Source organism: Streptomyces sp. NPDC026500, from assembly GCF_055567635.1.
This window is the reverse complement of record NZ_JBVHQB010000013.1, coordinates 161,129-187,121: the sequence shown is the minus strand read 5'-3', so window position 1 is coordinate 187,121 and position 25,993 is coordinate 161,129. Positions and strand designations below refer to the sequence as shown.

31 protein-coding genes and 1 riboswitch are annotated in these 25,993 nt (G+C 69.8%); of the genes, 19 read left to right on the top strand and 12 right to left on the bottom strand.

The window, feature by feature from the left end:
- Positions 1–41: 41 nt before the first annotated feature.
- The 5 genes from ACZ4N5_RS24240 to ACZ4N5_RS24220 form a co-directional block, all read right to left on the bottom strand.
- Positions 42–158, bottom strand: coding sequence for a putative leader peptide (locus ACZ4N5_RS24240; protein ID WP_467759150.1), 117 nt, complete (start codon positions 156–158; stop codon positions 42–44).
- Between the two features lie 270 nt (positions 159–428).
- Entirely contained in the window at positions 429–1,454 is a 1,026-nt protein-coding gene (locus ACZ4N5_RS24235) for an ABC transporter substrate-binding protein (protein WP_467759149.1), read from the bottom strand.
- Positions 1,455–1,658: 204 nt separating this feature from the next.
- Positions 1,659–2,525, bottom strand: coding sequence for an amino acid ABC transporter ATP-binding protein (locus ACZ4N5_RS24230; RefSeq protein WP_467759148.1), 867 nt, complete (start codon positions 2,523–2,525; stop codon positions 1,659–1,661).
- A complete protein-coding gene (locus tag ACZ4N5_RS24225; RefSeq protein WP_467759147.1) occupies positions 2,522–3,526 on the bottom strand; it encodes an amino acid ABC transporter permease in 1,005 nt (334 codons plus the stop codon). Before ACZ4N5_RS24225 ends, ACZ4N5_RS24230 begins: the two co-directional genes overlap by 4 nt.
- 170 nt (positions 3,527–3,696) lie before the next feature.
- On the bottom strand, positions 3,697–3,831 hold the full coding sequence (locus ACZ4N5_RS24220) for a hypothetical protein (RefSeq protein ID WP_467759146.1): 135 nt from the start codon (positions 3,829–3,831) through the stop codon (positions 3,697–3,699).
- Between the two features lie 155 nt (positions 3,832–3,986).
- Positions 3,987–4,132, top strand: a riboswitch (SAM riboswitch).
- Here ACZ4N5_RS24220 and ACZ4N5_RS24215 point away from each other — a divergent pair.
- Positions 4,110–4,235 carry a putative leader peptide gene (locus ACZ4N5_RS24215; RefSeq protein WP_467759145.1) on the top strand — a complete coding sequence of 42 codons (126 nt, stop codon included), beginning with the start codon at positions 4,110–4,112 and terminating at the stop codon, positions 4,233–4,235. It overlaps the preceding riboswitch by 23 nt.
- Positions 4,236–4,433: 198 nt before the next feature.
- Positions 4,434–5,138 carry a glutathione S-transferase C-terminal domain-containing protein gene (locus ACZ4N5_RS24210; RefSeq protein ID WP_467759144.1) on the top strand — a complete coding sequence of 235 codons (705 nt, stop codon included), beginning with the start codon at positions 4,434–4,436 and terminating at the stop codon, positions 5,136–5,138.
- Positions 5,139–5,261: 123 nt separating this feature from the next.
- Here ACZ4N5_RS24210 and ACZ4N5_RS24205 read toward each other — a convergent pair whose 3' ends face one another.
- Positions 5,262–5,534 carry a hypothetical protein gene (locus ACZ4N5_RS24205; RefSeq protein WP_467759143.1) on the bottom strand — a complete coding sequence of 91 codons (273 nt, stop codon included), beginning with the start codon at positions 5,532–5,534 and terminating at the stop codon, positions 5,262–5,264.
- A 622-nt stretch (positions 5,535–6,156) separates the two neighbouring features.
- On the opposite strand from ACZ4N5_RS24205, the gene ACZ4N5_RS24200 reads away from it, so the two are divergent.
- Complete coding sequence (locus ACZ4N5_RS24200) at positions 6,157–7,431, top strand: acyltransferase family protein (protein WP_467759142.1); 1,275 nt, start codon at positions 6,157–6,159, stop codon at positions 7,429–7,431.
- A gap of 191 nt (positions 7,432–7,622) precedes the next feature.
- Entirely contained in the window at positions 7,623–8,582 is a 960-nt protein-coding gene (locus ACZ4N5_RS24195; RefSeq protein WP_467759141.1) for an expansin EXLX1 family cellulose-binding protein, read from the top strand.
- A gap of 74 nt (positions 8,583–8,656) precedes the next feature.
- Here ACZ4N5_RS24195 and ACZ4N5_RS24190 read toward each other — a convergent pair whose 3' ends face one another.
- The 5 genes from ACZ4N5_RS24190 to ACZ4N5_RS24170 all read right to left on the bottom strand — a co-directional run bounded on the left by ACZ4N5_RS24190 (position 8,657) and on the right by ACZ4N5_RS24170 (position 12,497).
- Positions 8,657–9,916, bottom strand: coding sequence for a PP2C family protein-serine/threonine phosphatase (locus ACZ4N5_RS24190; RefSeq protein WP_467759140.1), 1,260 nt, complete (start codon positions 9,914–9,916; stop codon positions 8,657–8,659).
- A gap of 91 nt (positions 9,917–10,007) precedes the next feature.
- Positions 10,008–10,766, bottom strand: a complete 759-nt coding sequence (locus ACZ4N5_RS24185) for an IclR family transcriptional regulator (protein WP_467759139.1) — start codon at positions 10,764–10,766, stop codon at positions 10,008–10,010.
- Positions 10,767–11,123: 357 nt separating this feature from the next.
- Positions 11,124–11,582, bottom strand: a complete 459-nt coding sequence (locus tag ACZ4N5_RS24180; protein ID WP_467759138.1) for a MarR family winged helix-turn-helix transcriptional regulator — start codon at positions 11,580–11,582, stop codon at positions 11,124–11,126.
- Between the two features lie 61 nt (positions 11,583–11,643).
- Entirely contained in the window at positions 11,644–12,003 is a 360-nt protein-coding gene (locus tag ACZ4N5_RS24175) for a DUF6204 family protein (protein ID WP_467759137.1), read from the bottom strand.
- Positions 12,004–12,143: 140 nt separating this feature from the next.
- Positions 12,144–12,497: a hypothetical protein gene (locus ACZ4N5_RS24170; RefSeq protein WP_467759136.1), complete on the bottom strand. Its 354-nt coding sequence runs from the start codon at positions 12,495–12,497 to the stop codon at positions 12,144–12,146.
- Between the two features lie 472 nt (positions 12,498–12,969).
- Between ACZ4N5_RS24170 and ACZ4N5_RS24165 the strand changes: the two genes are divergently transcribed.
- From ACZ4N5_RS24165 to ACZ4N5_RS24120, 10 genes are all read left to right on the top strand, one after another.
- Positions 12,970–13,521, top strand: coding sequence for an anti-sigma factor domain-containing protein (locus tag ACZ4N5_RS24165; protein ID WP_467759135.1), 552 nt, complete (start codon positions 12,970–12,972; stop codon positions 13,519–13,521).
- Between the two features lie 211 nt (positions 13,522–13,732).
- Entirely contained in the window at positions 13,733–14,575 is an 843-nt protein-coding gene (locus tag ACZ4N5_RS24160) for an MIP/aquaporin family protein (RefSeq protein WP_467759134.1), read from the top strand.
- 24 nt (positions 14,576–14,599) lie between these two features.
- Positions 14,600–16,117 (top strand): glycerol kinase GlpK, encoded by a 1,518-nt coding sequence (gene glpK, locus ACZ4N5_RS24155; RefSeq protein WP_467759133.1) that lies wholly within the window; start codon positions 14,600–14,602, stop codon positions 16,115–16,117.
- 161 nt (positions 16,118–16,278) lie between these two features.
- Complete coding sequence (locus ACZ4N5_RS24150; protein WP_467759132.1) at positions 16,279–16,638, top strand: zinc ribbon domain-containing protein YjdM; 360 nt, start codon at positions 16,279–16,281, stop codon at positions 16,636–16,638.
- A gap of 156 nt (positions 16,639–16,794) precedes the next feature.
- The gene (locus ACZ4N5_RS24145; RefSeq protein ID WP_356786131.1) at positions 16,795–17,136 is read left to right on the top strand and encodes an ArsR/SmtB family transcription factor; all 342 of its coding nucleotides are present in this window, start codon (positions 16,795–16,797) and stop codon (positions 17,134–17,136) included.
- Positions 17,133–18,863, top strand: coding sequence for a SulP family inorganic anion transporter (locus ACZ4N5_RS24140; protein WP_467759131.1), 1,731 nt, complete (start codon positions 17,133–17,135; stop codon positions 18,861–18,863). The genes ACZ4N5_RS24145 and ACZ4N5_RS24140 overlap by 4 nt, the downstream gene beginning before the upstream one ends.
- The gene (locus ACZ4N5_RS24135; RefSeq protein WP_467759130.1) at positions 18,860–19,111 is read left to right on the top strand and encodes a hypothetical protein; all 252 of its coding nucleotides are present in this window, start codon (positions 18,860–18,862) and stop codon (positions 19,109–19,111) included. Before ACZ4N5_RS24140 ends, ACZ4N5_RS24135 begins: the two co-directional genes overlap by 4 nt.
- Positions 19,111–19,536, top strand: coding sequence for an ATP-binding protein (locus tag ACZ4N5_RS24130; RefSeq protein WP_467759129.1), 426 nt, complete (start codon positions 19,111–19,113; stop codon positions 19,534–19,536). Before ACZ4N5_RS24135 ends, ACZ4N5_RS24130 begins: the two co-directional genes overlap by 1 nt.
- Before the next feature lie 58 nt (positions 19,537–19,594).
- Positions 19,595–19,987, top strand: coding sequence for an STAS domain-containing protein (locus ACZ4N5_RS24125; protein WP_467759128.1), 393 nt, complete (start codon positions 19,595–19,597; stop codon positions 19,985–19,987).
- Between the two features lie 227 nt (positions 19,988–20,214).
- On the top strand, positions 20,215–20,565 hold the full coding sequence (locus ACZ4N5_RS24120) for an ArsR/SmtB family transcription factor (protein WP_467759127.1): 351 nt from the start codon (positions 20,215–20,217) through the stop codon (positions 20,563–20,565).
- A gap of 446 nt (positions 20,566–21,011) precedes the next feature.
- Here the strand turns inward: ACZ4N5_RS24120 and ACZ4N5_RS24115 are convergent, their stop codons facing one another.
- On the bottom strand, positions 21,012–21,386 hold the full coding sequence (locus ACZ4N5_RS24115) for a hypothetical protein (RefSeq protein ID WP_261705816.1): 375 nt from the start codon (positions 21,384–21,386) through the stop codon (positions 21,012–21,014).
- A 412-nt stretch (positions 21,387–21,798) separates the two neighbouring features.
- Between ACZ4N5_RS24115 and ACZ4N5_RS24110 the strand changes: the two genes are divergently transcribed.
- The 5 genes from ACZ4N5_RS24110 to ACZ4N5_RS24090 all read left to right on the top strand — a co-directional run bounded on the left by ACZ4N5_RS24110 (position 21,799) and on the right by ACZ4N5_RS24090 (position 25,956).
- On the top strand, positions 21,799–22,290 hold the full coding sequence (locus ACZ4N5_RS24110; RefSeq protein WP_467759126.1) for a peptidylprolyl isomerase: 492 nt from the start codon (positions 21,799–21,801) through the stop codon (positions 22,288–22,290).
- Positions 22,291–22,451: 161 nt separating this feature from the next.
- A complete protein-coding gene (locus ACZ4N5_RS24105; protein WP_467759125.1) occupies positions 22,452–22,634 on the top strand; it encodes a ferredoxin in 183 nt (60 codons plus the stop codon).
- A 266-nt stretch (positions 22,635–22,900) separates the two neighbouring features.
- The gene (locus tag ACZ4N5_RS24100) at positions 22,901–23,542 is read left to right on the top strand and encodes a hypothetical protein (RefSeq protein ID WP_467759124.1); all 642 of its coding nucleotides are present in this window, start codon (positions 22,901–22,903) and stop codon (positions 23,540–23,542) included.
- A 372-nt stretch (positions 23,543–23,914) separates the two neighbouring features.
- Entirely contained in the window at positions 23,915–24,349 is a 435-nt protein-coding gene (locus tag ACZ4N5_RS24095; protein WP_467759123.1) for a DUF485 domain-containing protein, read from the top strand.
- On the top strand, positions 24,346–25,956 hold the full coding sequence (locus ACZ4N5_RS24090; protein ID WP_467759122.1) for a sodium/solute symporter: 1,611 nt from the start codon (positions 24,346–24,348) through the stop codon (positions 25,954–25,956). Before ACZ4N5_RS24095 ends, ACZ4N5_RS24090 begins: the two co-directional genes overlap by 4 nt.
- Positions 25,957–25,993: the final 37 nt, after the last annotated feature.

Genomic DNA, 25,993 nt, shown 5'->3' with positions numbered 1-25,993 from the left:
AGCCCGCCCCGGCGAGCGGGGCGCGGCTGCGTGGGAACGGGTCAGGGGCGACAGAGCGCGCCGGCGACCCGCAGCAGATCGATGTGCGGCCGGCCGTACAGGTACAGGCGGCGGGGCGGGAGCAGCCTCGGCACACGGCGGCGGGACACGCGACGCATGTGCCTCACCTCCACCCTTTCGACCCGGTGCTCCGGAGTTCCTGGTCCGCCCGGCCTCGCGGGTACCCGAAGGGGTGCCACGCGCTCCTGAACCTGCACAACGGCACGGCTGTGCCCTTTCTTCCGGCTGCCCGTACGCGGCGAAGTCGTCCCACGAGCGGCGGTCGGTGGGGTCCTCGAGGGCCGTGCACCGGGACACGTCCGTGGGACAGCGGGCGCCTCAGGGGACTCCGTCGCGGCGCGGCGGAGTCCCCTGAGGTGGGCGCTGGTTCAGGAGTTGTCGAGCGGCAGGCCGGGCGGGTTCACCTGGGACGTGCCCACGGCCTCGTTGGAGAGGTTCCAGGCGGCCAGCCACTTGGCGTACTGGCCGTTCTTGATCAAGTGGTTGATCGCGTCGGCGAGCGGCTTGGCGAGCCCGCTGTCCTTCTTCGCGGTGGCCGCGATCAGACCCTGGAGCGTTTCGCCCGCACCGGAGAACTTCCCCGCGTTGCGCGTCGGATTCGGCGTCTTGGCGGTCTGGGTGATGTGGTACGCGATGCCGGGGTTGGGGCCGAAGGAGACGTCGATCTTTCCGCTGGACAGCGCCAGGGCCGTGGCGTTGCTGTCCTGGTAGTACTTGACGTTGAGCTGCTTGCCCTCCTTGGCGAGCTTCGCCTTCCACTCAAGGAGGATCTTCTCCTGGTTGGTACCGGCGCTCACCGCGACGGTCCTGCCGGCCAGGTTCCGGTAGTCGTCGTCGAAGTTCCAGGTGCTCTTCTTCTGCACCTCGAAGCCGAGGTTGTCCTGCCGGTAGGAGGCGAACTCGTACCTCTTCTTGCGCTCCTCGGTGTCGGTGACGTTGGAGAAGGCGACGTCGACCTTGCCGCTGTCGATGCCGACGAACAGGTTCTCCCAGGTCGAGTTCTTGACCTCCGGCTTGAGGCCGAGCACCGCGGCCACCAGCCGACCGAGGTCGGGTTCGGCGCCGGTGAGCGTCTTCTGGTCCCCGCCCACGTACGCGAGGGGCGCGAATCCGGCGGGAAGGGCGCCGACGCCGATCCGCAATGTGCCGCTCTTGGCGATGGACTTGGGCAGTTCGGCGCTGATCGACTTCACCTCGGACACCTTCAACTGGGTCTCCTTGGCGGCGCCGTTGGACAGCGCGCCGACGGTGACCGATCCGGCCGAGGCGCCCTGGCTCCGGGTGGCCGCGTCGCTGTCACCCCCGCACGCGGCGAGCCCGGCGGCGAGGGAGGCGACGGCCGCGGTGGCGGTGACGCCGCGAAGAATTCTGCTGTCCAGGGGGAGGGTGCGCATGGCTGTCCTTGTCGGGTGTGTGCGGTGAGGGTGTGGGGGCGCGGTCCCGGCGGGCCGCGAGATCGGGTGGACGTGCGCGAGGGCGCACAGTGGATGGCGGGTTCCGGGGTCTGCGCCGCGCGTCGCGTCGCCGAACGCGGGTCGGCGGTCGCGGGCGCAGGCCGGTGGCGACCGATGCCTCGCCGTTCGCCGTCGGCGGGTGGGTCAGAGGACCTTGCTCAGGAAGTCCTTGGTTCGCTCCTGCTGTGGATGGTCCAACACCTGCGCGGGCGGACCCTGTTCGACGATGCGGCCGCCGTCCATGAAGACGACCCGGTCGGCGATCTCACGGGCGAAGCCGATCTCGTGGGTGACGATGACGAGGGTGGTGCCGCTGCCGGCCAGGTCCTTGATGACGGTGAGCACCTCGCCGACCAGTTCGGGGTCGAGCGCCGAGGTCGGCTCGTCGAAGAGGATGACCCCGGGCCGCAGGGCGAGGGCGCGGGCGATGGCCACCCGCTGCTGCTGTCCGCCCGACAACTGCCGTGGATAGGCACCGGACTTGTCGGCCAGCCCCACGCGGGCGAGCAGATCGCGGGCCAGCTGCTGGGCCTCGGGCCTGGAAAGCTTCCCGGTCGCCACCGGAGCCGCGGCCACGTTGTCCAGCACGGTCAGGTGCGGGAAGAGGTTGAAGTTCTGGAACACGCACCCGATCCGGCTGCGCTGGGCCAGGATGACCCGCTCGCTGAGCTCCTTCAGACGCTCACCGACTCTGCGTACGCCGATGAGTTCGCCGTTCAGGCTGACATGGCCGATCTCGGGCTTCTCCAAGTGGTTGATCACCCGCAGGAGAGCGGACTTGCCGGAGCCGGACGGTCCGAGAACGACCGTGACCTCTCCGGGTCGCACGGTCAACTCCACTCCGTTCAGGACCCGTTGGGCTCCGTACCACTTGTGGACGTCGTGCACCTCGACCGCGGCGGGCTCCGCCCCGAGCGCTCCGGCGTTCTCGGGCGGCGAAGCCGTCTCCGTCGCCCGGAGCGCCCGGGCCCTCCGCGTCCTCAGCGTCGTCCGATTCGTCTCGCCGCTCATATCGCCGTCTCCCTCCGGACCCGGGCCCGCACGTCGCGCAGACCGTTCCGCACCTTCTGCAACGGGGTCGGCGGCAGGGTGCGCAGCGCGCCCCGTGAGTAGTGCCGCTCGACGTAGAACTGGATGACGGACACGACGCTCGTGAGGATCAGATACCAGGCGCTGGCCACGAGGAGCAGCGGCACGATGTCGCCGGGATACGTGCTGCCCATGCTCTGCACGGAGCCGAACAGGTCCAGCAGTGACACGTAGAAGACCAGTGAGGTGCCCTTGATCAGGCCGATCAGCTGGTTCACGTAGTTGGGGGTGATGGAGCGCAGCGCCTGCGGGAAGACGATCTTCGCGAACTGGTACCGCTTCGGCAGGCCCAGGGCGGAGGCCGCTTCGTGCTGCCCCTGGTCGACGGAGAGGAGGCCGCCGCGCACCACTTCGGAGGCGTACGCCGCTTCGTTCAGGCTCAGTCCGACGACGGCGACGGCCATGTCGGAGGCCAGGTGGGACTCGTCGAAGGTGAAGAAGGCCGGGCCGAACGGAACGCCTACGCTCAACGTCCGGTACAGCGCACTGAAGTTGTAGAGGAACAGCAGGACCACGATGAGCGGGACCGACCGGAACAACCAGGTGTAGACCCAGCTCACCGCGCGGAGCACAGGGCTCGGTGAGAGCCTGGCCAGAGCGAGCAGGATGCCGCCCACAAGACCCAACACGGCGCTGTAGAGAGCGACTTCAAGGGTGATGAGCAGGCCGTCGAGGATGGTCGGGCGAAGGAACCAGTACTGGAAACGGTCCCACTGGTAGAAGGGGTTGGTCACCAGCCCGTGGGCGATCTGGGCGACCAGCACGAGCACGACGGCCGTGACGATCCAGCGGCCGGGACGCCGGAGCGGGAGGACCCGCTGAGCCGCCAGAGGCTTGGGTGAGGCGGGGACGTCGGTACGGGGGATCGCCTCGGCGAGCGGTGCTGATCCGGAGGACACAGCTGTGCCGGGAGATTGACTCATGGAGAGCTCCAGCGGATGCGGACACCCCGGACCACGGCGAGCGGCAGCAGCAGGCGGGAGCCGGAACGGCTCGGCGCGAATCTACGCACGGGTGCACGTGGAACGGGGGCTGGACGGAGAAGGGGCACACCGCGACAGCGGTGGTCGTCAGAGATTCAGGAGAAGAGCCGTCAGCCTTGGCTGAGGGTGCGGCACATGGCCGTACACAGCGCGCTGTTGACGCGCAGCAGGTCCACGGAGCGGTCGGCGCACAGCACATCGCGGCCGAGGCGCCGCCATGCGGTCGTCCCGTCAGCTGCGTGCATCGCCTTCACCATCACTTCTCCGGCCCTGAGGCATCCGTTGTGCGCCGCACGTTAGGCCTGCCCGGAAAAGAATGTCAATGCGGGTGACCACCAGTTGAGACCGCGTACCGGGCCGTCTTGACGGCAGCTCAGGGCACATCGAGACTGGCGTGGACGGTCACGATTGTCAGCGCCCACGGTGCGGGTTCGCCCCGCTCCTGTGGTCATCGGCCCCGGCCCGCTGACAGGCAACCCTTCCACCGCGACGGGGTGCCCCGGGTGACGACCGGGTTCCGCCGATGCGGCGGGGCAAGCGTGGTCTCGCGTCTCGCGAGCCCTGGAGTCGGGACCGGTGGGAATTGCCCAGGAACGGTTTGACGAGGCGCCTGCACATCGATCTGTTGCGTGTCTCCAGCGCTTACTGATCCGCGACCGGTCCGTTCGATCCGGACCGGTGCGACAAGCGCAGTCAATCCGCATTCGGCCGCTGGTGCCCACAAGGCGGCGGTGGCTTCCTCGTTCCCCAAGGGAGAGTCATGCCCGAGACAGCTTCGCGGACTTCAGGTACAGCCAACTCGCGCCCCTGCGACCAGATCTCGTTCCCCTCGGACCGTCGCCTCAAAGTGGCGACGACACCGTCCACGCTCCCCCACCGCGTCCACAGCCGTATCGGCGTAGGTGTGGCCGGCGGCTTCTACCCGGCACCGCACCGCTACGAGCTGTATCTGTCGGAGAGTTGTCCGCTCTCGCTGCGCATCGCGATCACCCTCGACCTGCTCGGCCTGAGGGGCTCGGTCGCCACCACCCTCCTGGCGCACCCCGCCGCGACACCCGACGCCTTTGCCTCACTGCGCCGTGCCTACGAGGCCACCGAGCACCACTACGACGGACCGCTGACGGCGCCCGCGCTGTGCGACCGATGGAGTGGACGCATCGTCAGCAACCACACGCCGGACATCCTCCGCGATCTCGCGGGGCTGCTCTCCGGTCACACCACGGGGCACCCGTCCACGCTGTGCCCTCCGGCCCTCGGCGCCGACCTCGAAGCCCTCCGCGACCTGCTGGACCGCGACGTCACCCCGTCCGCCCAGCCCTCGGAGCTCTCGGCCGCACTGGAGTTGCTGGACTGCCAACTCGCCACGCAACCCTATGTGTTGGGCGACAACCTGACGGCCGCGGACGTGGACGTGTGGGTCGCGGTCACCCGGCTGGGGCCGACCGACAGCCTCGGCTCGCATCCCCGGCTCCGGGACTACGTACTCCGTCTGGGCGACCACTCCGCCTTCCGGGACGGGAGCGCCTTCGTGTCCGTGGCGGCCGACGCCTGACGCTCCGGCGCAATCGGGAGGGGAGGTTCCCGCCTGGCCGAGCGCCCGGCCGGGCGGGTGAGCGGGGTCCTCGCACGGATGGCTGGACGGGGAACCGGACGCCGGACCCGGCGTCCGGACCGTTCAGTCGCGCGGAATCAGGATGATGCTCACGCCCTTCAGGGTCGAGGTCCACTCCCGGCCCTGATCGAGGATCTCGCGCCCCGAGCCCAGGAGCTGGTCCTGGACGATCAGCGCCGACTCACGGATCTCCTCCCACGGCTCCGGCACATCGAAGGCACGCCGGGACCGCTCGACGGAGCCGACCAGAGCACGACAGGCCGCTTCCACGTCAGCGACGTTCTGGCCGGCCGACCCGACTCCCTCGATCGACCACGTCATCCACAGGCGCCCCATGACGACACTCTGTCCCATCCTCGGAACCAACGCATACCCACCGCACAGACGACGGAGCAATCGCCGGGACGGTCCACCGGTCTGCCCCCGTCCACGTGCGGTCCGTCGACGTTCGGCGCACCCTACGAGCGCAGGAGCGCGGCACCCACACCGAACGTCCGGCGGCCAGAAGGAAGACGATGGCTGAAACAGGCCCGTCAAGACGGCCGTCGGCGGCACAGCGCCGGGTTCTCGCCCCACTGGCCCTCGGGCTCCGCCGCCCGATCGGCCGTCGCGGAAGGCGCAGGAACCGCGGAGCACAAGCATCAAGGATCCCGGCACACGAGGACGCCGGGAGGCGGTCGCGCGCGCTCGGCTTTGCCCGGCCGAAAACGGTGGCGGCCCTGCCCCACGCACACGCGCGGCCCCTGACCGCCGCGTAGTCAATCCCGGCGAAAGCCGCCTCATCAGGGCGTGTCCCGTGCCGTGCCGCCCCGCGGCCGCACTTCGATGGGCGAGCGGAGGCCTCTCGCACAGAACTCCGGCGATCCGCCGTACCGGGCCGCCCTCCTCCGCATGCCCGCCTCACGGCCGTCCCGACGAACCCATCACCCTCACACGACTCGGTCCAGTCAGGGAACCCATGGAACCCGCGCGTCCCGTTCCTCCGCCGCTGGAGCGGCGGCTCTCCGCACCGTCGCGTCCACCCTCGTCCGACCGATCCACCGGTCCGCCCCGGTTGGGCTGGCTGGACGCGTTGCGCGGCATCGCCGCACTCCTCGTGGCGCTCGACCACTCGTCGTACGCCTTCATGGCGGGGTCCCGGGAGCAGTTGATGTCCCAGGTGAACATCGGCCGGTACGGCGTCCTGGTGTTCTTCCTCGTGAGCGGCTACGTCATCCCCGCGTCGCTCGAACGCCGGGGCCGGGTCCGGACCTTCTGGACCGGACGGTTCTTCCGCGTCTACCCCCTGTGGGCCGCTGTCGTGGGCTCGGTCGTGGCACTCGATCTGCTGGGCATCGCGGATACGCACGCTCGCTTCGCCGGGCGGAGTCCCCTCACGGTGGCCGTCGCTCATCTCACCCTGCTGCAGGAACTGCTGGGGACGCCCAGTGTCGTTCTCGTCCTGTGGACACTGTCGTACGAGATGGCCTTCTACCTGCTGGTCGTCGCCCTCTTCACGGTCCGTCTGCACCGGCGGTCGGCTGGAGCGGCCGTAGTCCTGGGGATGCTGGCCGCCGTGAGCGCGACGGAGGGGTTCGTGCCACCGCCCTCCGCGCTGTCCGCCGCGGTGGGCGCCGGCCCACTGGTCGCGCTCGCCTCGACGGCCCTGGTGGTCGCCGTCTGCTGTGCGAGTTCCGGGTCAACGGGACTGCGCGTGTCCGGGGCCATGGTGGGCGGCGTGCTGGCGCTGGTCCTGGTCGCGTTCAACGGCACCGTTCCCCTCTGGGAAGGCCTCGTGATCCTCGCCGTGATGTTCCTCGGCACCGCCGTCCAGCGGGCGGAAAGCGGTGAGAGCACCTGGCTCGTCGCGGCCTGCACGGCCGTCGTGGTGCTGATCTGCGCCGTCGGGAGTGCGTACGGACACGGCGACGGGGCGCATTTCGCACGGCGCGGCTGGATCGCGGCCTTCCTCCTCGCCGTACTCACCTTCGGTGCCGGTGTGGCGTTGCGCCGCCGGAGGTTCCCACGCGTACTGACCGGACTGGGAACGATCAGCTACTCGGTCTACCTGGTGCATCCCGTCCTGCTCGCGGTGAGCGACAGCGTGATCGGACGGTACCGGCGGGACGAACTCGTACTCGAGGCGGCGTTCTTCGCCGTGCTGCTGCCGCTGTCCGTGCTGACCCATCGCCGCATCGAGGTGCCGGGCCGGGCCTGGGGCCGGAAGCGGATCGGCCGCATACGGTCAACATGACCCCGTCAACGAGTCTTCCGTAGTAGACATGAACCGCCCACGGCAGACAGGGACGGCCGGCGTACGGGTGGTTGGGTGGGCGCGGCCCTCGGACATTCTCACCCTGTTCAGCGCCAGCCGGAATCGGGCGGCAACCCTTTCGCGTCCCGCGGCCGCTGATGGACACACCATCGGCTCGATCCTCGGAACGGATGCGCATGAAGGAAACGAGGCAGGCCGCGCGGCGCCGCAGGCACCGGCTCAGGCTGTTGACCGTCACCCCGATCGCGCTGATCGCGGTGGGTGCTCTCGTCAGCCTTGTCGTGGCGTTCCGCCCCGATCACAGAGCCGACGCCGGGCACACCGCGGCCTCGGCCGTCGCCGGAGCCCAAGGGACCGCGACTCCTGACGAGCGGGCTCCGGCCGGATCGGCGTCCCCGACGGCGACACGGTCGCCGAGCTCGACGGTGTCCCCGACCGCCACCGATGCCACCAGCGCACCGGCTCGGCCGTCGGCCTCGCACAGTTCCGGGACCGTCTCCACGACGGCTTCGTTGGCGGGACGGATTCGCCCCGGGGTCGGCTACCGGGGAGTGGCCACCACCTACGACGCCGGGAACGGCGACGGCGCCTGCTCCTTTGGCCCGAGCGACGACCTCATGACCGCGGCGATGAACCGCACCGACTACGAGACGTCCAAGGCGTGCGGAGCGTACGTCGTGGTCCGCGCGGCCGACGGCGCGACCGTCACCGTCCGGATCACCAATGAATGCCCGGTGGGCTGCGCTCCAGGGCAGCTCGACCTCAGCGCACAGGCCTTCGCCCGACTCGCGAGTCCGGCGGCCGGACGGATCCCGATCACCTGGAAGCTGCTGAGCCCCAGCACCTCCGACACCATCGCGGTCCGGTACAAGACCGGGTCCAGCCGCTGGTGGTGCGCGGTCCAGGTGATCGGCCACCGGAATCCGGTGGCCCGGCTCGAACTTCGCACCGCCAGCGGATGGCGGCAGCTGCCCCGTACCGACTACAACTACTTCCTCGCCGACAACGGCGGCGGATGCGGCGGCGCGATCAGGATCACCGACATCTACGGTGAACGTCTGACCGTCAGCGGAATCGCGCTGCGGCCCGACACCGTGCAACCGACGCGGGTCCAGTTCGCCCGGCACTGACCCGTACCGGAAAGCGCATCGGCAGTCCCGCGCAACAGGGCACCTCACAGGTGAAGGTGACACACCCCGAAGGGCTACTCCGTGCCCCGGCCACAGCCGATACCGGCGCCCGCGGCAGGCGGCCGGGGCGGGGCGGGGACGGTGATGGCGACGGAGTCACTGCCCGCGCCGACCGCGGTCGCCGGTTCTACCGGGTCGGGAACGGCCGGCTTGCGGAGCAGGAGCAGGGCCGCGTCGTCGTGCAGCCGGCCGCCCACGTGGGCCTGGAGCTCGGCGTCGAGCGCGGCCAGGGTGGAAGCCGGCTCGTCGGACACATGCCGTGCCAGTCCTTCGGCGAGAGCGTAGAACTCGCGGCCGTGGTCGCGGGCCTCGGTGACCCCGTCGGTGTAGAGCAGGAGCTGATCACCATCGGCCAGCGGCAGCACCTGGAGGCTCGGGGTCTCCCCCGTCAGAGCCCGCAGCCCGAGAGGCGGAGCGGGGTTGACGGGGTCGACCGACGCGACGCTCCCGGACGCGCGGACATGCAACGGAGGAGCGTGTCCGCAGTTGACGACCTCCAGCCGGCCCGGCTCCGGGTACCCGGCGACCACGGCGGTCACGAAGTCGTCGTACCCCAGGTTCCGCGCCAGACTCCGCTCGATCCTGCCGACGACGGCGAGAAGGTCGGGCTCGTCGTAGGCGGCCTCGCGGAAGACACCGAGCACGAGTGCGGCCGTACCCACGGCCGGCAGCCCCTTGCCGCGGACATCGCCGATGATCATCCGGACTCCGTACGGTGTGGGCACCAGCGCGTAGAGATCCCCGCCGATCCGTGCCTCCGCCGCGGCGGCGCTGTAGCGGACGGCCACCTGGAACGGACCGACTCTCGACGGTATGGGTGCGAGCACGGCGTGCTGGGCCGCCTCAGCCACGGAGCGGACGGCCGCGAGGACTCGCTCCCGGCGCCAGCGCAGCGCGCTGGCCAGGGCACTCGCCAGCGTGACGGCGGCCAGGGCGGACAGGACGGCCGCGAGCTCGCCGCCCGGGACACTGTCCCGGGTGCCGAGGATCGCGCTCACCGCTGCGGCCAGAAGACCGACGCAGAGAACGCCGTACGGCCGGCTGGTGGTGGCCGCCAGCGCGGGTCCGGCGGCCAGCAACGGCAGCCAGATCACCCCCGCTCCGCCGGCCAGGTCGACGAGCACGATGGCGCCGACGACCAGGAAAGGCAGCACCGGCGTGCCGAAGGCAAGGTGCGCGGCGCGCTTGCGGACCGCGGCCCCGGAACCCACTCCTCGGTTCGTGAACGTCTGTTTCGGCCAGTGCTCGCTACCGTGCTCTCGGGCCTGACTCATGCTAGTCCGCAGTCCTCACCTGGATTCATCACTGAAATGTCCGATTGATACAGGAAAGACGTTCGAGGCGTCCGCCACAAGCACAGAGATTTCAGATAGTGAGCGACAGGCTCCTGGTCACCCGGTTTGCGGTCGGGATCAGCCGCGTCAGGACTTCCTCGAGCCGGGGCAGCCGTTCGGCGGGGAGTGAGACGCCGAGCGAGCCGAGCGTGTCCCCGCTGTAGACGGGGACGGCGACGCAGACCGTGCCGAGGGCGTACTCCTCCAGGTCGGTGACGGCCGGGGCCACGGGCGACGAGGCCAGGCGCCGCAACAGTTCCGGTCGGCTGGTGATGGTCCGCGGAGTGAGGTCCGCGAGGGTGTGCCGGGCGAGGTAGTCGTTACGGGATTCCTCGTCCAGCTCGCGCAGTACGGACTTGCCCAGCGCGGTGGCGTGCCCCGCGTCCTCGAATCCGACCCACAGGTCGACCCGGGGCGCCCGGGGCCCGTCGACGATCTCGGCGACCCTGATCTCGCCCTCCTCGTAGAAGGTGAGGTAGGCGGCGGACGCGAGTTCGTCACGCAGAGCGGCGAGAGTGGGGCGGACGCGGCTGAGAAGCGCCTGCCCACGGCCCTGGGTCCGCAATGTCTGCATCTTGTCACCCAGGATGAATCCACCGTCGTCAAGTTTGCGTATGTATCCGTCGTGGACGAGGGTCCGCAGCAGGTGATAGGCGGTGGCCAGAGGCAGCTCGGTCTCGCGTGCCAGCTGTTTGGCGGGCGCGCCGTTCTCGTGGGCGCTCACCGCCTCCAGCAGGCGGAAGGCCCGCTGGACGGAGGTGATGAGCGTCGGCCCGTCGCGAACTCCCATGCCACCAGCGTGCGCCGAGGTCACGAGACAGGCAAGGCGTCACCGGATCCGCCGCCCATAGGGGCCCGCTTCTGCGGCTCCGCTGCTCCGGGTGAACCCCTCGGAGCAGCGGACTCGGAGCGCCCCCACCCCGGCGCCCCTACCCCCGGGGCGACCCCCGCTCACGGCATCGCCGCCGCGCGGGACGCCGGTCACACGGGACGCCGGTCGCAGGGGCCTGCCGTCGCGCACGCCGGCCGACACCCAGGCCGGCCCACGCTCAGGCCGGCCGACGCTCAGGCCGGCCGACGCCCAGGCCGGCCGAAACGGACAGCCCGCTCAGCGGGACGCCCCGTCCGCGACCGGCGTCCGCACGGTTCAGGAGCGCCCGGGCTCGCGCCGGACGAACCCGGTGCCGCCGAGGCGGCCGAGGAGGCCGGCGAGCTGTGCCGCCTCCTCCTTGGTCCACGGCGGCTCGGCGAAGATCTCCTCGGCGACCTGTTCGGCCGTGACGAGCATGTCCGCCAACAGCTCCCTGCCGGTCTCCGTAAGCGCCGCATAGGCCACCCGCGCGTCACGGGCGTCCGCGTCCCGCCTGACCAGGCCGATGCGCTCCAGCGGTACGAGCCCCCGGGTGACACCGGAGGCGGTCAGCCCCAGCGCCTCGGCCAGATCCACCCGGCGCATGCGGTCACCCGGGGCCTCGGACAGACGCAGCAGCATCGTGAAGTCGGCCAGGCTCACCCCGTGCAGTCCGCCCAGGCTCGCGTCGAACCGCTTCACCAGGGCGGCCTGGGCCCTCACCAGGCGCAGTGCCGCGTCCAGTCCCCTGCTCATTGACACCTCCTTGACTACTCAAGCATATTCGGAACGTAGGCACCCCATGGAGTACGAGGGATCAGGGGGTGTTCTGGGCGATGGCCCGCCGCTGTCGTTTGCCGAGGGGGGCCTGGGACAGGTCCTCACCCTGGGACTTGAGCCTCTTGAAACCGTAGCCGCGCTCGGTCAGCCAGGCTGTCGCGGCGGTTTCGGCCCGTTCGACCGCCTCCAGGATGTCCTCCTCCGCCTCCCCCGAGTCCAGGAAGCGGAAGGTGAAGGCCGGCCGGGCGGCCAGGTCGTAGCTGAGGTGCCCCTCGGGGGTGAAGGCGGCCTGCAGGACGTCATGTTCTGACGCGCGGGCCAGGAGTTCGGCACGCTGGTCGGCGCCGAGCCCGTCGAAGACACCGCGAACGGTGATACGGAAAGTGCGTGTGGTCATCGGGCGAGCCTAACCAACGGGATCGACCCTGTTCCACCGCGTTTCCAGTGCCCTCACCGCTGCAATCCGGGCGGCAGAACCGGCGAGGGCGGACCGGGGGCGGGTGACCGCGCCCGGCCCTCACGCCTCGACCGGAGCACTCAGTGGTGGTGGTGTCGGCAGTCCCAGTGGGCCTTGACCCATACGTGGTCCCAGTGGCCGGGAACGTAGACCCACTTCTGCATCCAGCCGTGGCTGTGATGGCCGTGGTGCCAGGTGTCGTGATGGACCCACTTCTTGACCCAGTGTCCGGGCACCCACTTGTTCTCCCAGTGGCCCCTCTTCCACTCGCAGCGGTCGTGGTGACCATGGTGGTCAGCGGTCACCGAAGGCGTGGGCGAAGGTGTCGCGGCCGCGGCGGCTGAACCGGACAGGCCCAACGCGGCACCGCCGGCCAGCAGGCCTGTCGCGGCCGCACCGGCGAGCAGGCGCCGGGCACTGAGGCGTGCGCTCATCGGACTACCTCCCTCGAAATGTGATGGACGTGCGCAACGGGAGCCGATGTCACGGGAGTTCGCGCCGAAGCCGTCGGTACGTTCCAAGGCCCTCGATGTGCGGGACATAAGGTATTCGGAGCGAAGAAAGGTATGTATGAGGATAGACCCCAGTAAGTTTTTGATACGACTTTTCGTGAGGAGTCGGACAGGGCCGGTTCCGTGGGCGCCGAGCCCATGACCCGGCGCGGGGACTTCGCGGCGCCCTCGGCCCATACGCGGGGCACGGTGGCTACGAATACACGGTGTCAACGGCCGTTGCCTGCGCGGTTCCGGACGCTGGCGGCGCCGGTCGGAACCGCATTCTCGGCACGGCGACCTGCGCTTACCCCATCGGGAACGGTCCGGTCACGCTGCAGAGGAGGCCGCCGCGACGGAGAGTCGAGCCGGACGGGCCGGGCGAGAAGGAAGCAACGGACGGATTCTGTGAGCGATGCCCAGGACCGGCCAGGACGGACACGGTTCGCGACGGCACCCCTCGGCGGAGGCGTGGCTGGACGCCCGGCTCAAGCGCGCCGCGGAGGGCGACCATGACGCCTTCGCCGATGTCTACGACGCCCTCGCGCCGCCGGTCAAGGGTCTGATCTGTCGTGTGCTGCGGGACGAGGCGCAGGCCGAGGAGGTGGCGCAGGACGTGATGGTGGAGATCTGGCGGACCGCGGGCCGCTATCGACCGGAACTCGGAACCGCCCGGGGATGGGTTCTCACGCTCGCAGTCGTCGCCTCCCGCGCGCAGGGCCGGGCCGCCTTCATCGCCTCGGGCCTGCCCCGCCTCGGCAACGATCAGGTCTACGAACTCTGGTACGCCGCGAAAGCGGGCGGCCTTCGCCCGGCGGGCCTGCTTCCCGGCTCGGGCGGCGGTCACGCACAGGTGCTCCAAGGGCCCCTGGACGACGTCAGCGCCGTGGGAATCACGGCCGAACCCGCGGGCGGATCACCACAGCCGACCAGCGAGCCTCTCGGCATCGTCACGGTGCCCGCCTGACGCCTCCCGCGTCCGCGCCGACCATGTCCGCGCCGACCCCGAGGGGTCTACGGCTCCTCGACTCTCGCAACCGATCCATCGATCACAGGGGGTACCAAAGCGGGATATTTATCTTTTAATGCGATTCGCTCTTGATCATTCTATGCTGATGTGAGGGAGGGCTCGGGCGGCGGTCAACGGCCGGTCCTGGACCGGCGGGAAGCAGGCTTCCATGGTTGGGCGGCTTAAGTCGGGGCTGATCGGCGAAATGTCCGCCGAATTCCTCGGCACAATGATTCTCATCCTCTTCGGGTGCGGCGTGGTGGCCCAGGTGGTCGCAGGCGGCGCCCTCACGACGCCACCGGGCGGTCTGGGAAACCACGACAGCATCGCGTGGGCATGGGGTATCGGCGTCATCATGGGCGTCTACGTCGCGGCACGGCTGAGCGGCGCGCACCTCAACCCCGCGGTGACGGTCGCCCTGGCCACGTTCAGGGGATTCCCGTGGCGCAGGGTAGCGCCTTATGTGGTGGCCCAGACCCTCGGTGCCTTCGTGGCGGCGCTGATCGTGCGCTGGAACTACACGGATGCGCTGGCGAAGGCCGACCCCGGCCACACCATCAAAACCCAGGGCGTGTTCTCCACACTGCCCGCCAACGGCAACCCGAACCTGCCGGTCCACGAGTGGGGCGCGTTCCGCGACCAGATCATCGGCACCGCCATTCTGCTGCTGCTGATCATGGCCATCACGGACCTGCTCAACACCCCGCCCGGCGCGAACCTGGCCCCGTTCATCATCGGCCTGGTCGTCGTGGGCATCGGAATGGCCTGGGGCACCCTCGCGGGCTACGCGATCAACCCGGCCCGTGACTTCGGCCCCCGGCTGGCGAGCTTCCTCACGGGATACGGAGGGGCTTGGCGAGATCAGTACGGGAACTTCTACTTCTGGGTGCCGATCATCGGTCCGTTCATCGGTGGCGTGCTCGGCGCCGGCATCTACAAGCTCTTCATCGGCCGGTTCCTGCCGACGGCGGAGCCCGAACCCGCGGGACGCGTCCCGGTTCCCGAGGACTGACACCCCCAGCAGAGGCGGCAACCCATGGCTGAATTCGTGGGCGCGGTGGACCAAGGGACCACCAGCACCCGATTCATGATCTTCGACCACGACGGCAACGAGGTGGCGAAGCATCAACTGGAACACGCCCAGATCCTTCCGCGCTCCGGATGGGTCGAGCACGACCCGGTGGAGATCTGGGAACGCACCAACTCGGTGATCCAGAACGCCCTGCGGCACGGCAACCTGACCGCCGAGGACCTGGCGGCGATCGGCATCACCAACCAGCGGGAGACCACGGTCGTGTGGGACCCGCGCAACGGGCGTCCGTACTACAACGCCATCGTCTGGCAGGACACCCGGACGGATTCCATCGCCGCGGCGCTGGACCGTTCCGGCCAGGGCGACGTCATCCGCCGCAAGGCGGGGCTGCCGCCGGCGACCTACTTCTCCGGCGGCAAGATCCAGTGGATCCTGGAGAACGTCGACGGGGTCCGCGAAGCGGCGGAACAGGGCCACGCCCTGTTCGGCAACACGGACGCCTGGGTCCTGTGGAACCTGACCGGCGGCCCCGACGGCGGCATCCACGCCACCGACGTGACCAACGCCAGTCGCACCATGCTGATGAACCTCGAGACCCTCGACTGGGACGACGAACTGCTGGGCTTCTTCGGTGTACCGCGAGCCATGCTGCCCAGCATCAACTCCTCGTCCGACCGCGAGGCGTTCGGTACGACGCGCACCTCCCGTCCGCTGCGCGCCCCCATCCCCATCACCGGGGTGCTCGGCGACCAGCAGGCGGCCACCGTCGGACAGGTCTGCTACGCACCCGGCGAGGCCAAGAACACCTACGGCACAGGCAACTTCCTGGTCCTCAACACCGGTACGGAGCTGGTTCGTTCACAGCACGGCCTGCTGACCACCCTCGCCTACCGGTTCGGCGACAGTCCCGCCGTCTACGCGCTGGAAGGCTCCATCGCGGTCACCGGATCCGCCGTGCAGTGGCTGCGTGACCAGATGAAGATCATCACCAACGCGGCCGAGAGCGAGACGCTGGCCCGCAGCGTGGAGGACAACGGCGGGATGTACTTCGTCCCGGCGTTCTCCGGCCTGTTCGCCCCGTACTGGCGCTCCGACGCCCGCGGCGCGATCGTCGGCCTCGCCCGGTACAACAGCAACGCCCACCTGGCCAGGGCGACCCTGGAGGCGATCTGCTACCAGAGCCGCGATGTCGTCGAGGCCATGGAGCAGGACTCCGGAGTCCATCTCGACGTGCTCAAGGTCGACGGCGGCGTGACCGCCAACGACCTGTGCATGCAGATCCAGGCCGACGTCCTCGGCGTACCGGTCAGCCGTCCCGTCGTCGCCGAGACCACCGCGCTCGGCGCCTGTTACGCGGCGGGTCTGGCCACCGGCTTCTGGAAGGACACCGACGAACTGCGCACCCACTGGCAGGAGTCCAAGCGCTGGGAGCCGCAGTGGTCCGAGGACCGGCGTCAGCAGGGGTACGCGGACTGGAAGAGGGCGGTGGAGCGCACCCTCGACTGGGCGAAGGTGGAATAGGCCGGACCGTCGATCACGCGGGTGACCGAGGGTCGATCACGCCGGTGACCGAAGGACACTCCGTTCAGCCCCTGGCTCGTATCGCGCCAGGGGCTGAACGCGGAATCCAGCAGGTGGGAGCCACGGGCCGCCTGAGGGCCAGGGCCGGATATTCTGATGGAATGATCGAAAATCTTCCCCCCTGCCCGACGTGCTCATGTGAGTACACCTACGAGATGAACGCCCTTGTGGTGTGCCCGGAGTGCGGCCACGAATGGGTTCCCGCCGAAAGCGGTGCCGAGGATGGGGCCACCACCGGGGAGCGGGTCGTCAAGGACGCTGTCGGCAATGTGCTGCAGGACGGCGACAGCGTGGTTGTCGTCAAGGCTCTCAAGGTCAAGGGCAGCCCTTCGGGGATCAAGGCCGGCACCAAGGTGCGCAGTATCCGGTTGGTCGACGGCGTCGACGGCCACGACATCGACTGCAAGGTCGACGGCTTCGGGGCGATGCAGCTCAAGTCCAGCGTGGTCAAGAAGGCCTGATCCGTGACTCGCGGGTGACCGAGGCAGCAGCTTCTTGCGGAATTGCAAAATTTAGCAATTGGTTAGATGCTGTATTCGCTGTACCCGCAGGTAGCTCTGGGCGCAGCCGTTTGTGTCTGCCCCGGATGGGGCGCCATCCGGGGAAGGCGAGGGGTCGTGTCCGTTCCGCTGTACCAGGCCAAGGCCGAGCTCTTCCGGATGCTCGGGCATCCCGTACGGATACGGGTCCTGGAGCTGCTCCAGGACGGCCCGCGGCCGGTACGGGAACTGCTCGGGGAGATCGAGGTGGAGCCGTCCAGCCTGTCGCAGCAGCTGGCGGTACTGCGCCGGTCCGGGATCGTCACCGCCACGCGGGACGGCTCGACGGTCGTCTACGCACTGGCCGGCGGGGACGTGGCAGACCTGATGAAGGCCGCTCGCCGGATCCTGACCCAGATGCTGTCCGGGCGCAACGAACTGCTGGCCGAGCTGCTGGAGACCGAGGTTGCCGCGCGATGACCTCGGGGATCAGCCGGGTCCGGGCCCGGATCGCGTCGCTGCTGCCCACCCGCGGCGACCTGGCGGAGATGGGACGCAACCCCCGCCGGGACCTGCTCGCCGGGCTCACGGTGGCCATCGTCGCGCTGCCGCTTGCCCTCGGCTTCGGCGTCTCGTCCGGGCTCGGCGCCGAGGCGGGCCTGGCCACCGCCGTCGTTGCCGGCGCCCTCGCCGCATTGTTCGGCGGATCGAATCTGCAGGTGTCGGGGCCGACGGGCGCCATGACGGTCGTGCTGGTACCGATCGTGGGCCGATACGGTCCGACAGGCGTCCTCACGGTCGGTGTGATGGCCGGCGTGATGCTCGTCGGCCTCGCCGTGCTGAAGGCCGGACGTTACATGCAGTACGTGCCCGCGCCGGTCGTCGAGGGCTTCACGCTGGGCATCGCGTGCGTGATCGGACTGCAGCAGATTCCGGGCGTGCTCGGTGTGCCCAAACCGGAGGGCGACCGGGTACTGGTGGTGACCTGGCGGGCCATCGAGGAGTTCACGCGGCACCCGAACTGGACGGCCGTCGCCGTCGCCGTCGCGGTGGCCGCGGTCATGCTGCTGGGAGCCCGGTGGCGTCCGACCGTGCCGTTCTCCGTCGTCGCGGTGATCGCCGCCACGGTCGTGGCGCAGGCCGCCGGGCTGACCGCGGCGAAACCGATCGGTGCACTGCCGTCGGGGCTGCCCGCGCCCTCGCTGTCCTTCCTTGACCTGGGCGCGGCGGGCTCCTTGCTGGCCCCCGCGGTTGCGGTCGCGGCGCTGGCCGCGCTGGAGTCGCTGCTCTCGGCCTCGGTCGCCGACGGCATGACCGTCGGCCAGCGGCACGACCCGGATCGGGAGCTGTTCGGCCAAGGCCTGGCCAACATCGCCGCCCCGTTGTTCGGTGGCGTGCCGGCGACCGGGGCGATCGCGCGCACCGCGGTCAACGTGCGCACCGGTGCGAGCTCCCGGCTCGCCGCCCTCACTCACGCCGCGATCCTCGCGGTGATCGTCTTCGCGGCCGCGCCTCTCGTGTCGAAGATCCCGCTGGCGGCCCTCGCCGGTGTCCTGCTGGCCACCGCGATCCGCATGGTCGAGGTCGGTTCGCTGCGGGCGATGATGAAGGCCACCCGCTCGGACGCGCTGATCCTCGTCCTGACCGCCGTCGCGACGCTGGCCCTCGATCTCGTGTACGCCGTCATCATCGGCCTGGTCGTCGCGGGCGCCCTCGCGTTGCGCGCCGTCGCCAAGCAGGCCCGCTTCGACCAGGTGCCTCTCGACCGCGGGGACCACACCGCCGAGGAACATGCCCTGCTCGCCGAGCACATCATTGCCTACCGCGTCGACGGGCCTTTGTTCTTCGCCGCCGCGCACCGCTTCCTGCTGGAGATGACGGAAGTGGCCGACGTCCGTGTGGTGATCCTTCGCATGTCGCGGGTGTCGACCATGGACGCGACCGGGGCGCTGGTGCTCAAGGACGCGGTCCAGAAGCTGAACCGGCGCGGAATCGTCGTCCTCACCTCCGGAATCAGGCCGGAGCAACGCCAAGTCCTCGACTCGGTCGGTGTGTTGGACCTCCTGCGGCTGGAGGGCCGCGAGTACACCACTACCCCCGAAGCGATCCGCGGGGCCCGCGGCCACCTGGAGAGGGCCGGAGTCCTTCTCGCCGCCCCGAAGCCCGCCCGCGACGTCACAGAGATGAGAGAGGAGACACCTCGATGAGCGCCACTCCCGCCACCCCGCGCATGGCCGAGGTCTCCGGCGCGGAGGCACTGTGGCCGCTGGAGGGGGCTGCGTCGGGTCGCCTGGTCTCCATGCGGCGGGATCTGACCGTTGTCCGCCCGGGCCGCCAGGTGTGGGAGTTCGGGCGACTGGTGGTGCGCACTCCGGTGCGGGCTGCCGCGGTTCGTTCGTCCGTGACGGACCACGTCGTATCCGGCTTCCGGCTGCCCCGGGGGACGGAGGCCTGATGTCCACGCTGTTCGAAGCCCTGCCCCACCGGCACGTCGTCACCCTGCCCAACGAGCCGTCCGCTGTCCGGCTGTCCCGCCAGACCGCTGAAGAAGCCCTGACCGAATGGGGGATCAGCCTGCGCCACCCCACCGTCGACCCGGCGCTGCTGATCCTCAGCGAACTGGTCACCAACAGCGTCCGGCACGCTGTGAGGCTCTCTCCCCAGCTCACCGTCATCTATGCGGCCGGCTCCGACTGCCTGGCTTTCGCCGTCCACGACCGCCACCCCCACCAGCCATCGCTGTACGGGGCCGCGATCGGCACGGGGGCCGGTGGTCTGAGCACCGTCATGGAACTCACGCTCGGCCTGGGCGGCACCGCCGTCGTCCGCGGTGACGCCGACGGAAACGGCAAAAGCATCTGGATCACCCTGCCCCTGTGACCCGAGCCGGTCGGGGAAGCGAGCCGAACACGCACCACCCACAAGAAGGTTCATCATCATGACGATCGAATGGCACTACACCGCCGGAGAGGATTTCAGTGTCCTCTCCCTCTCCGGGCATCTCGGACCCGAGGGCGCGCATCGCTTCGCCGGCGCCGTCGGCTGGGTCCTGGCCCGCGGCACCGGTCCGGTCGTCGTCGACATGAGCGGGCTGCGCAGCTGGTCCGTCAACGGCCAGCTCGCCGTCATCGAGGCAGCGCGCCGGCTCGGCGCACACGGACGCAGCCTGGAACTGGCCGCGATCCCCGCCGACGGCTCCCTCGTACCTGACGGCGACTGCCCGCCCATCACCATCCACACCGACCTTGCGGCGGCCGTCGCGGAGCATGACGCCTACAGCCAGGGCGATGACGGTCAACAGCAGTGGCGTACCAGCGGCTGGTCGACCTGACAGTGCTTCTCACCCAGGGATCCGTCACGCGATATATTGAGTTTCTAATCTTGGCAAGTCATGAGGCCTTCACTGCTTGAACTGGTGGACGATTCCTCGCACGCAGTTTCGGCCCGGCCGACTCCGCGGGCGAAGATGGGCGCCATGTTGTTGACGAGTGGGTGGACGCGATGCACCGAGGACTGGCCAGCTCGGCCGGACAGCTGTTCCGGGGAGGCGACAGCACGATGAGCACGCCGCTGTACCAGCTGAAGGCCGAGTTCTTCAAAACCCTTGGGCACCCTGCCCGCATCCGCGTCCTGGAACTGCTCAGCGAGCGCGAACACGCCGTCGCGGAGATGCTGCCCGAGGTGGGCATCGAAGCCGCACATCTGTCCCAGCAGCTCGCCGTGCTGCGCCGGGCGAACCTGGTGGTGACGCGCAAGGAGGGCTCCACGGTGTACTACTCCCTGACCAGCCCGCATGTGGCGGAGCTGCTCAGGGTCGCGCGGACCATCCTGTCCGGGGTGCTGGCCGGTCAGGCCGAGCTGCTCGCCGATCTGAAGGCCGCTCAGCAGGGGATGAAAGCGCCCTCCTAGCGACGGCCCTCGATCGGCGGCCGCCTCCTGGAGTTTGGACAGTGCTCCGGGTATCTGGAGGCGGCTGCTCCCTGCGGGCGGGACGGGGCGAGACGCTCCACGGCAACAAGGCGGCTCGCCCCGGCCGGCCGCCATTCGAAACGGTCCCGCTGCCGGACGGTGCCGCCCAGTTGACCGTCCCCCGCCCCCGCCTCCTGCCCTGTCGGATCCGCCGGCCGCCGCCGGATCCCAATCAAGGTCCTTGGACCGGCAGCCGAAGGACAGCTCGGCACGCGCGCCTCGCCACAGCGCGGCGACGCCCGGAGGGCGCCGCCGCAGGATGTGTCCACGAATACCGGTCCTTCTCGCCCATGGCCACGCGCATCCGCTGTTGCGATCATGTTGATATGGCGACTTGAAGAAGTCTTCATATCGTGGGCACACGTCAGCCCAGGGCTCCGGCCGGTCTAGATCTCCAGCTGCCCCTCGACGCGCTTGAGGTGGTGGCGGGCCATCGCCAGGTTCGAACGCGCCCTGTCGAGCACGAGATACAGGAACAGGCCGTTGCCGCTGCGCCCGGCGACCGGCCGAATGAGGTGGTACTGGTTTCCGAGGGTGATCAGGATGTCCTCGATCCGGCTCTTGAGATCCAGCTGCTCCATGGCCCGCACCTTCGCGCGGACGACATCCGTATTGCCGGCAGCGGCGACCGTCATGTCCAGATCCTTGCCCCCTCCCAGCGTGCCCAGCGCCATACCACTGGTGTAGTCGACGACGGCCGCCCCCAATGCTCCCTCGGCCTCGGTCATCATTTCCTTCAGCGACACTTCCACACTCGCCATAGCGTCTCCCCTTGGTTGTCGGTCACGCGGCAGGACCGGCAATCGTCCGTCCTGCCGCGTGACCGCACCGTATGCGCACGGCCGAGTCACCAACGGAGTATCTCCGAGGCTGACATCCGGTGACCGGGCATGAGCGCAAGAGAACCGCTTACCGACTACTCCTGTCGAAAGTTCGGGCACCAGGGGCGTACGCAGAACTCGCTCGGCGCGCACGGCACATCAGTCCCGAGGGCGCGGGCGAATGCCGCGCGGAGATCGCGGTGGCCCGGTGATGTCCGCGGCACGTTTCACCCGGGGCTCATCGCTCCATCATCCCGGGCCACACGCCGAATGATCACCCCCGGTCACGCGTCCACCGCCTCAGCTTCTCTATGCTCGGGGGCGAACATTCGCATCCATGAGGAGCAGAGCAATGAGCGAGAACGTCTACTTCGAGGTCACCGCCAACGGCGAGCCGCTGGGCCGCATCGAGTTCAAACTCTACGACGACGTCGTCCCGAAGACCGCGCAGAACTTCCGTGAGCTCGCCACCGGCGCACACGGTTTTGGTTACAAGGGCTCGCCGTTCCATCGGGTCATCCCGGACTTCATGCTCCAGGGCGGCGACTTCACGCGGCAGAACGGCACGGGCGGCAAGAGCATCTACGGCGAGAAGTTCGCCGATGAGAACTTCACGCTCAAGCACACCAAGCCGGGTCTGCTGTCCATGGCCAACGCGGGTCCGAACACCAACGGCTCGCAGTTCTTCATCACCACCATCGTCACCGACTGGCTGGACAACAAGCACGTCGTCTTCGGCGAGGTCGTCCAGGGCATGGACGTCGTGAAGGCGATCGAGGCGCTCGGCAGCCGTTCCGGCACCACCTCGAAGAAGATCGTCGTCTCCGACTGCGGCACCGTCTGAGCGGTCCGGCAGTCCGGGTCCACCCCACGGACGAGTGCTGACGGAGGCGGCGGCGCACCACCCGCCGCCTCCGTCGGGCGTCGGCCGGCTCCCCGGCTGGGCGAGGTCCGGAGGCCAAGTCCGGGCCAAGTCAGGCGGTCGGCACCCCTGTGAAGGGTGAAGTGGACCGCACCGGGCGCGAGTCCGACGGCCTGTGCACGGTCACCGCGCCGGACGCGTTCTTGATGAACGAAGAGAACGAGACGCTCGTACGGTCCGAGCGACCTGCGCAGGACCAGTGGCCCCGAGTCCGGGCCGCCTCCGCGCCCTCTCCCACGCGGGCCGTCCGCGTCGCCGAGGGATGAGACCGCCACCGCCCCGTGGTCACGCCGACGCCCCTACCGGGCCCACAGCGCGGTCCGCCGCACAGGACTCCGCGGCCACCGGAACCGATCGTGCCCCACACGTCGCGGGGCCGCGAAAGAGTTCAGCCGGATTCGTGGCCGGATCCCGTACTCCAGGGGACCGGCCCGCCCGCGAGGGGTAGCCCCTTCCCGCACACGCCGAAGCGCGCGAGGGTTGGGGGGAGCTGGCCCGAGTGACACCGAGGGGGCGGACACCAGGAAAGCGCTTGTCAGGACGCGCGCAGCGGCAGCGAGCCATCCGCCGGCTGCGCGCGGAAGGGCACTACGGGCCCTTATTACGTGAGGTGCTGCCGGCCCTCGCCGCGGTCGTCGTCACCCTGTGCGCGGTGGTCGCCGGCCTTGCCGTCGGCTACCGCGTGGCCGGCATCGGCGTACCCCTCGGCGCGCTCGTCGTCGTGGCCGTCGCCGCCCCGGCCGCGGTGCGGCGGCACCGTCCGTCGGCCCGTCGGCGCCTCGGCTTCTACACGCCGGAGGAACTGGCGGAGCTGGACACGGCGGGGCTGGCCCAGGCGGTGTCCCGGATGCTGCGCCGGGACGGCTGGCGGGTGCTCCCTCCGCGGAGATCCGAGGACCGCGTCCACGTGCGTGCGCGGGACGGTCGCGGGCAGCGTCTGGAGGTCGCCTTCCGGCCCGTGGCCGAGCCCTTGCCCGACGAGGACGCGCCCTCTCGCACGGGACGTCCGGGCGGCCCCGGCCCGCCGCTCCGTCTCGTGGTGCACCGCGGGGCCTTCACCCGGCGTGACGTCCAGTGGGCGCGACGGCAGGGCGGTGTGCGTCTGATCGACGGTTCGTGCCTGCGCCGCTGGGCGCACGGGACACCGCTGAACGAACTGCGCGACTCCTCCTGAGCCGGCACGGGCACGACCGCCGATCGGCATGTAACGCGCGCCGCATGCACCGCTCCGAACCCCCTCCCGGACCGCCTCGTCGACCAACGCGTACACCCTCGCCGCCCCTCCCCCCCGGTGGGGCGAGTGACGAATCCCCGCGCACAGAACGTCCCCATCACCCCCGCCACACGCCCCACTCCGAGCGCGGGCGCAACAGCGGTTTCACCGACAACAGGCGAGGTCAGCGGCATGAACACGGTCCGACCAGGCACTTGAAGGAAACCCCTTCGCACGGGCCGAAGGGCCGAATAGCGTGCGAGGACCCGAGCCGTTCCCCCCACCGTCCCGCGGTCCATGTACGCCGGGCCCGCACCCCACCAGGAGGCCGGCATGTCGTACGACAGCTCCGCCCCGCATCCCTCGCGAACGCCGCACGGACAGCACGACTCCCCCGCCCGGCCCGTCCCGGACCCCGCCGGGGAACCGTTATGCGGCGGGGTATCACCCCGCACCTGGACCGGGCACCATCGCGATCTGCGCATCCTGCGCCGCGCCTACCGCCGGCAACGGCGCGTGACCACGTTCGCGGTGCTCGGCTGCTTCACTCTCTTCCTCGGTCTCTCCGCCGGCTGCCCCGGTTTCATGGACCGTCCCGTCACCGAAGGCCTGTCGACGGGCCTGGTGCTCGCCCTCTCCCAGATCCCCGCCACATGGCTCGCCGTGCTCGCCTACGAGCGCACCGCCCGCCGCTATGTCGACCCCCTCGCACGCCGCGTCAACCGGAGCACCCCCTGGGCGAGCGGCGAGCAGGAGCAGGAGCGGTGAACGCCTTCGGCGGCTCCACGCAGTCCTGGTCACTCGTCGCCTTCTCCGTCGCCGTCACGGTGACATTGCTGCTGTGTGTGCTGACCGGCCCGGACAGCGACGATCTGGCGGAGTTCTACACCGGCTACCGCTCGCTCTCCCCGCTGCGCAACGGCCTCGCCATCGCCGGCGACTACATCTCCGCCGCGACCGTACTGACCATCGGCGGCGTGATCGCCCTGTGCGGTTTCGACGGTGTCGTGCTGGCTCTCAGCACGCTGCTCTCCCTGCTGGTGCTGATGTTCCTGCTGGCCGAACCCCTGCGGAACACGGGCAAGTTCACCATGGGCGACGTGCTCGCCCGTAGGATGCCCTCTCGCGCCGTACGGATCACCGCGTGCGGCGTCACGATCGCCGCGCTCGTGCCGATGATGCTCGTCCAACTCGCCAGTACAGGGCAGCTGTTGGCCTTCATCCTCGGCTTCTCCGACAACTCCATGAAGACCGGCTGCATCGTGGGAGTCGGCACCCTGATGATCATCTACGCGGCCATCGGCGGCATGCGCGGCACCGCGTTGATCCAGCTCCTGAAGATGGTGGTGCTCCTCGGCTCCGGAAGCGTCGTCGCGCTGCTGATCCTGAGCCGGTTTCACTGGAACCCCGGGGTCCTGTTCACCGCGGCCGCGAAGCGCAGTGGCTCACCGGCCGCGTATCTGCACGGCGGGCTCCAGTTCGCCGGCGGCCCGCATCCACGGCTCGACATGATCAGTACGCAGTTCGCCATCGTGCTGGGCGGTGCCTGTCTGCCGCACGTGACCATGCGCATGTTCACCGCCAACAGCGCCCGCCAGGTGCGGCGTTCGATGTCCTGGGCGGTGTCCTCGGTGGCACTGTTCATGCTGGTGGCGGGCGTTGTCGCCATAGGAGCGACGGCGATGATCGGCCGGGCCCGCATCACCGCCGCCGACCCGCACGGGCACACGGCCTATCTGCTGGGCTCACTGGCCGCGTTCGGCCCGGCGATGTCCCGGGCGGAGACCCTCGTGTTCACCACGGTCACCACGGCGATCTTCCTCACCCTGCTCGCCTCGGTCGCCGGGATGACCCTCGCCTGCGCCAACTCGCTGGCCCATGACGTCTTCGCGGGCGGGAACGCCGCCATGTCACCGCAGCGCGAGACGGCCTTCGCCCGGGGCTCGGCCCTGGTCGTCGGCGCGCCCGTGATCGCCCTCGCGGTGCTCGTCCAGCACCGCAGTCTGCAACCGCTCGCCACGCTGTCCTTCTGCGTGGGGGCCTCGGCGATCGCCCCCGCTCTGGTCTACAGCCTCTTCTGGCGCCGCTACACGCGGACCGGGCTGATGAGCACGCTCATCGGCGGCACCCTCGCCGTCCTGATCCTGATGCCGGGCACCAGACTGGTGTCCGGGTCCCCGACGTCCGCCTTTCCCGCCGCCGACTTCAACTGGTTCCCGTTCACCACCACGGGGCTGGTGTCCATCCCGCTGGGCTTCGCCTTCGGGTGGCTCGGCAGCCTGCTGTCCGGCCGGCGAGCGGCGGACCGGGAACGGGGGGTGTACGAGGGTGTCGAGAGCCTGATCCTCGCGGGACCGCGACCGAGGGAGCGGTGACGGTGGCAGGGTTCCGCCACCGGCACCGCACGGCCGT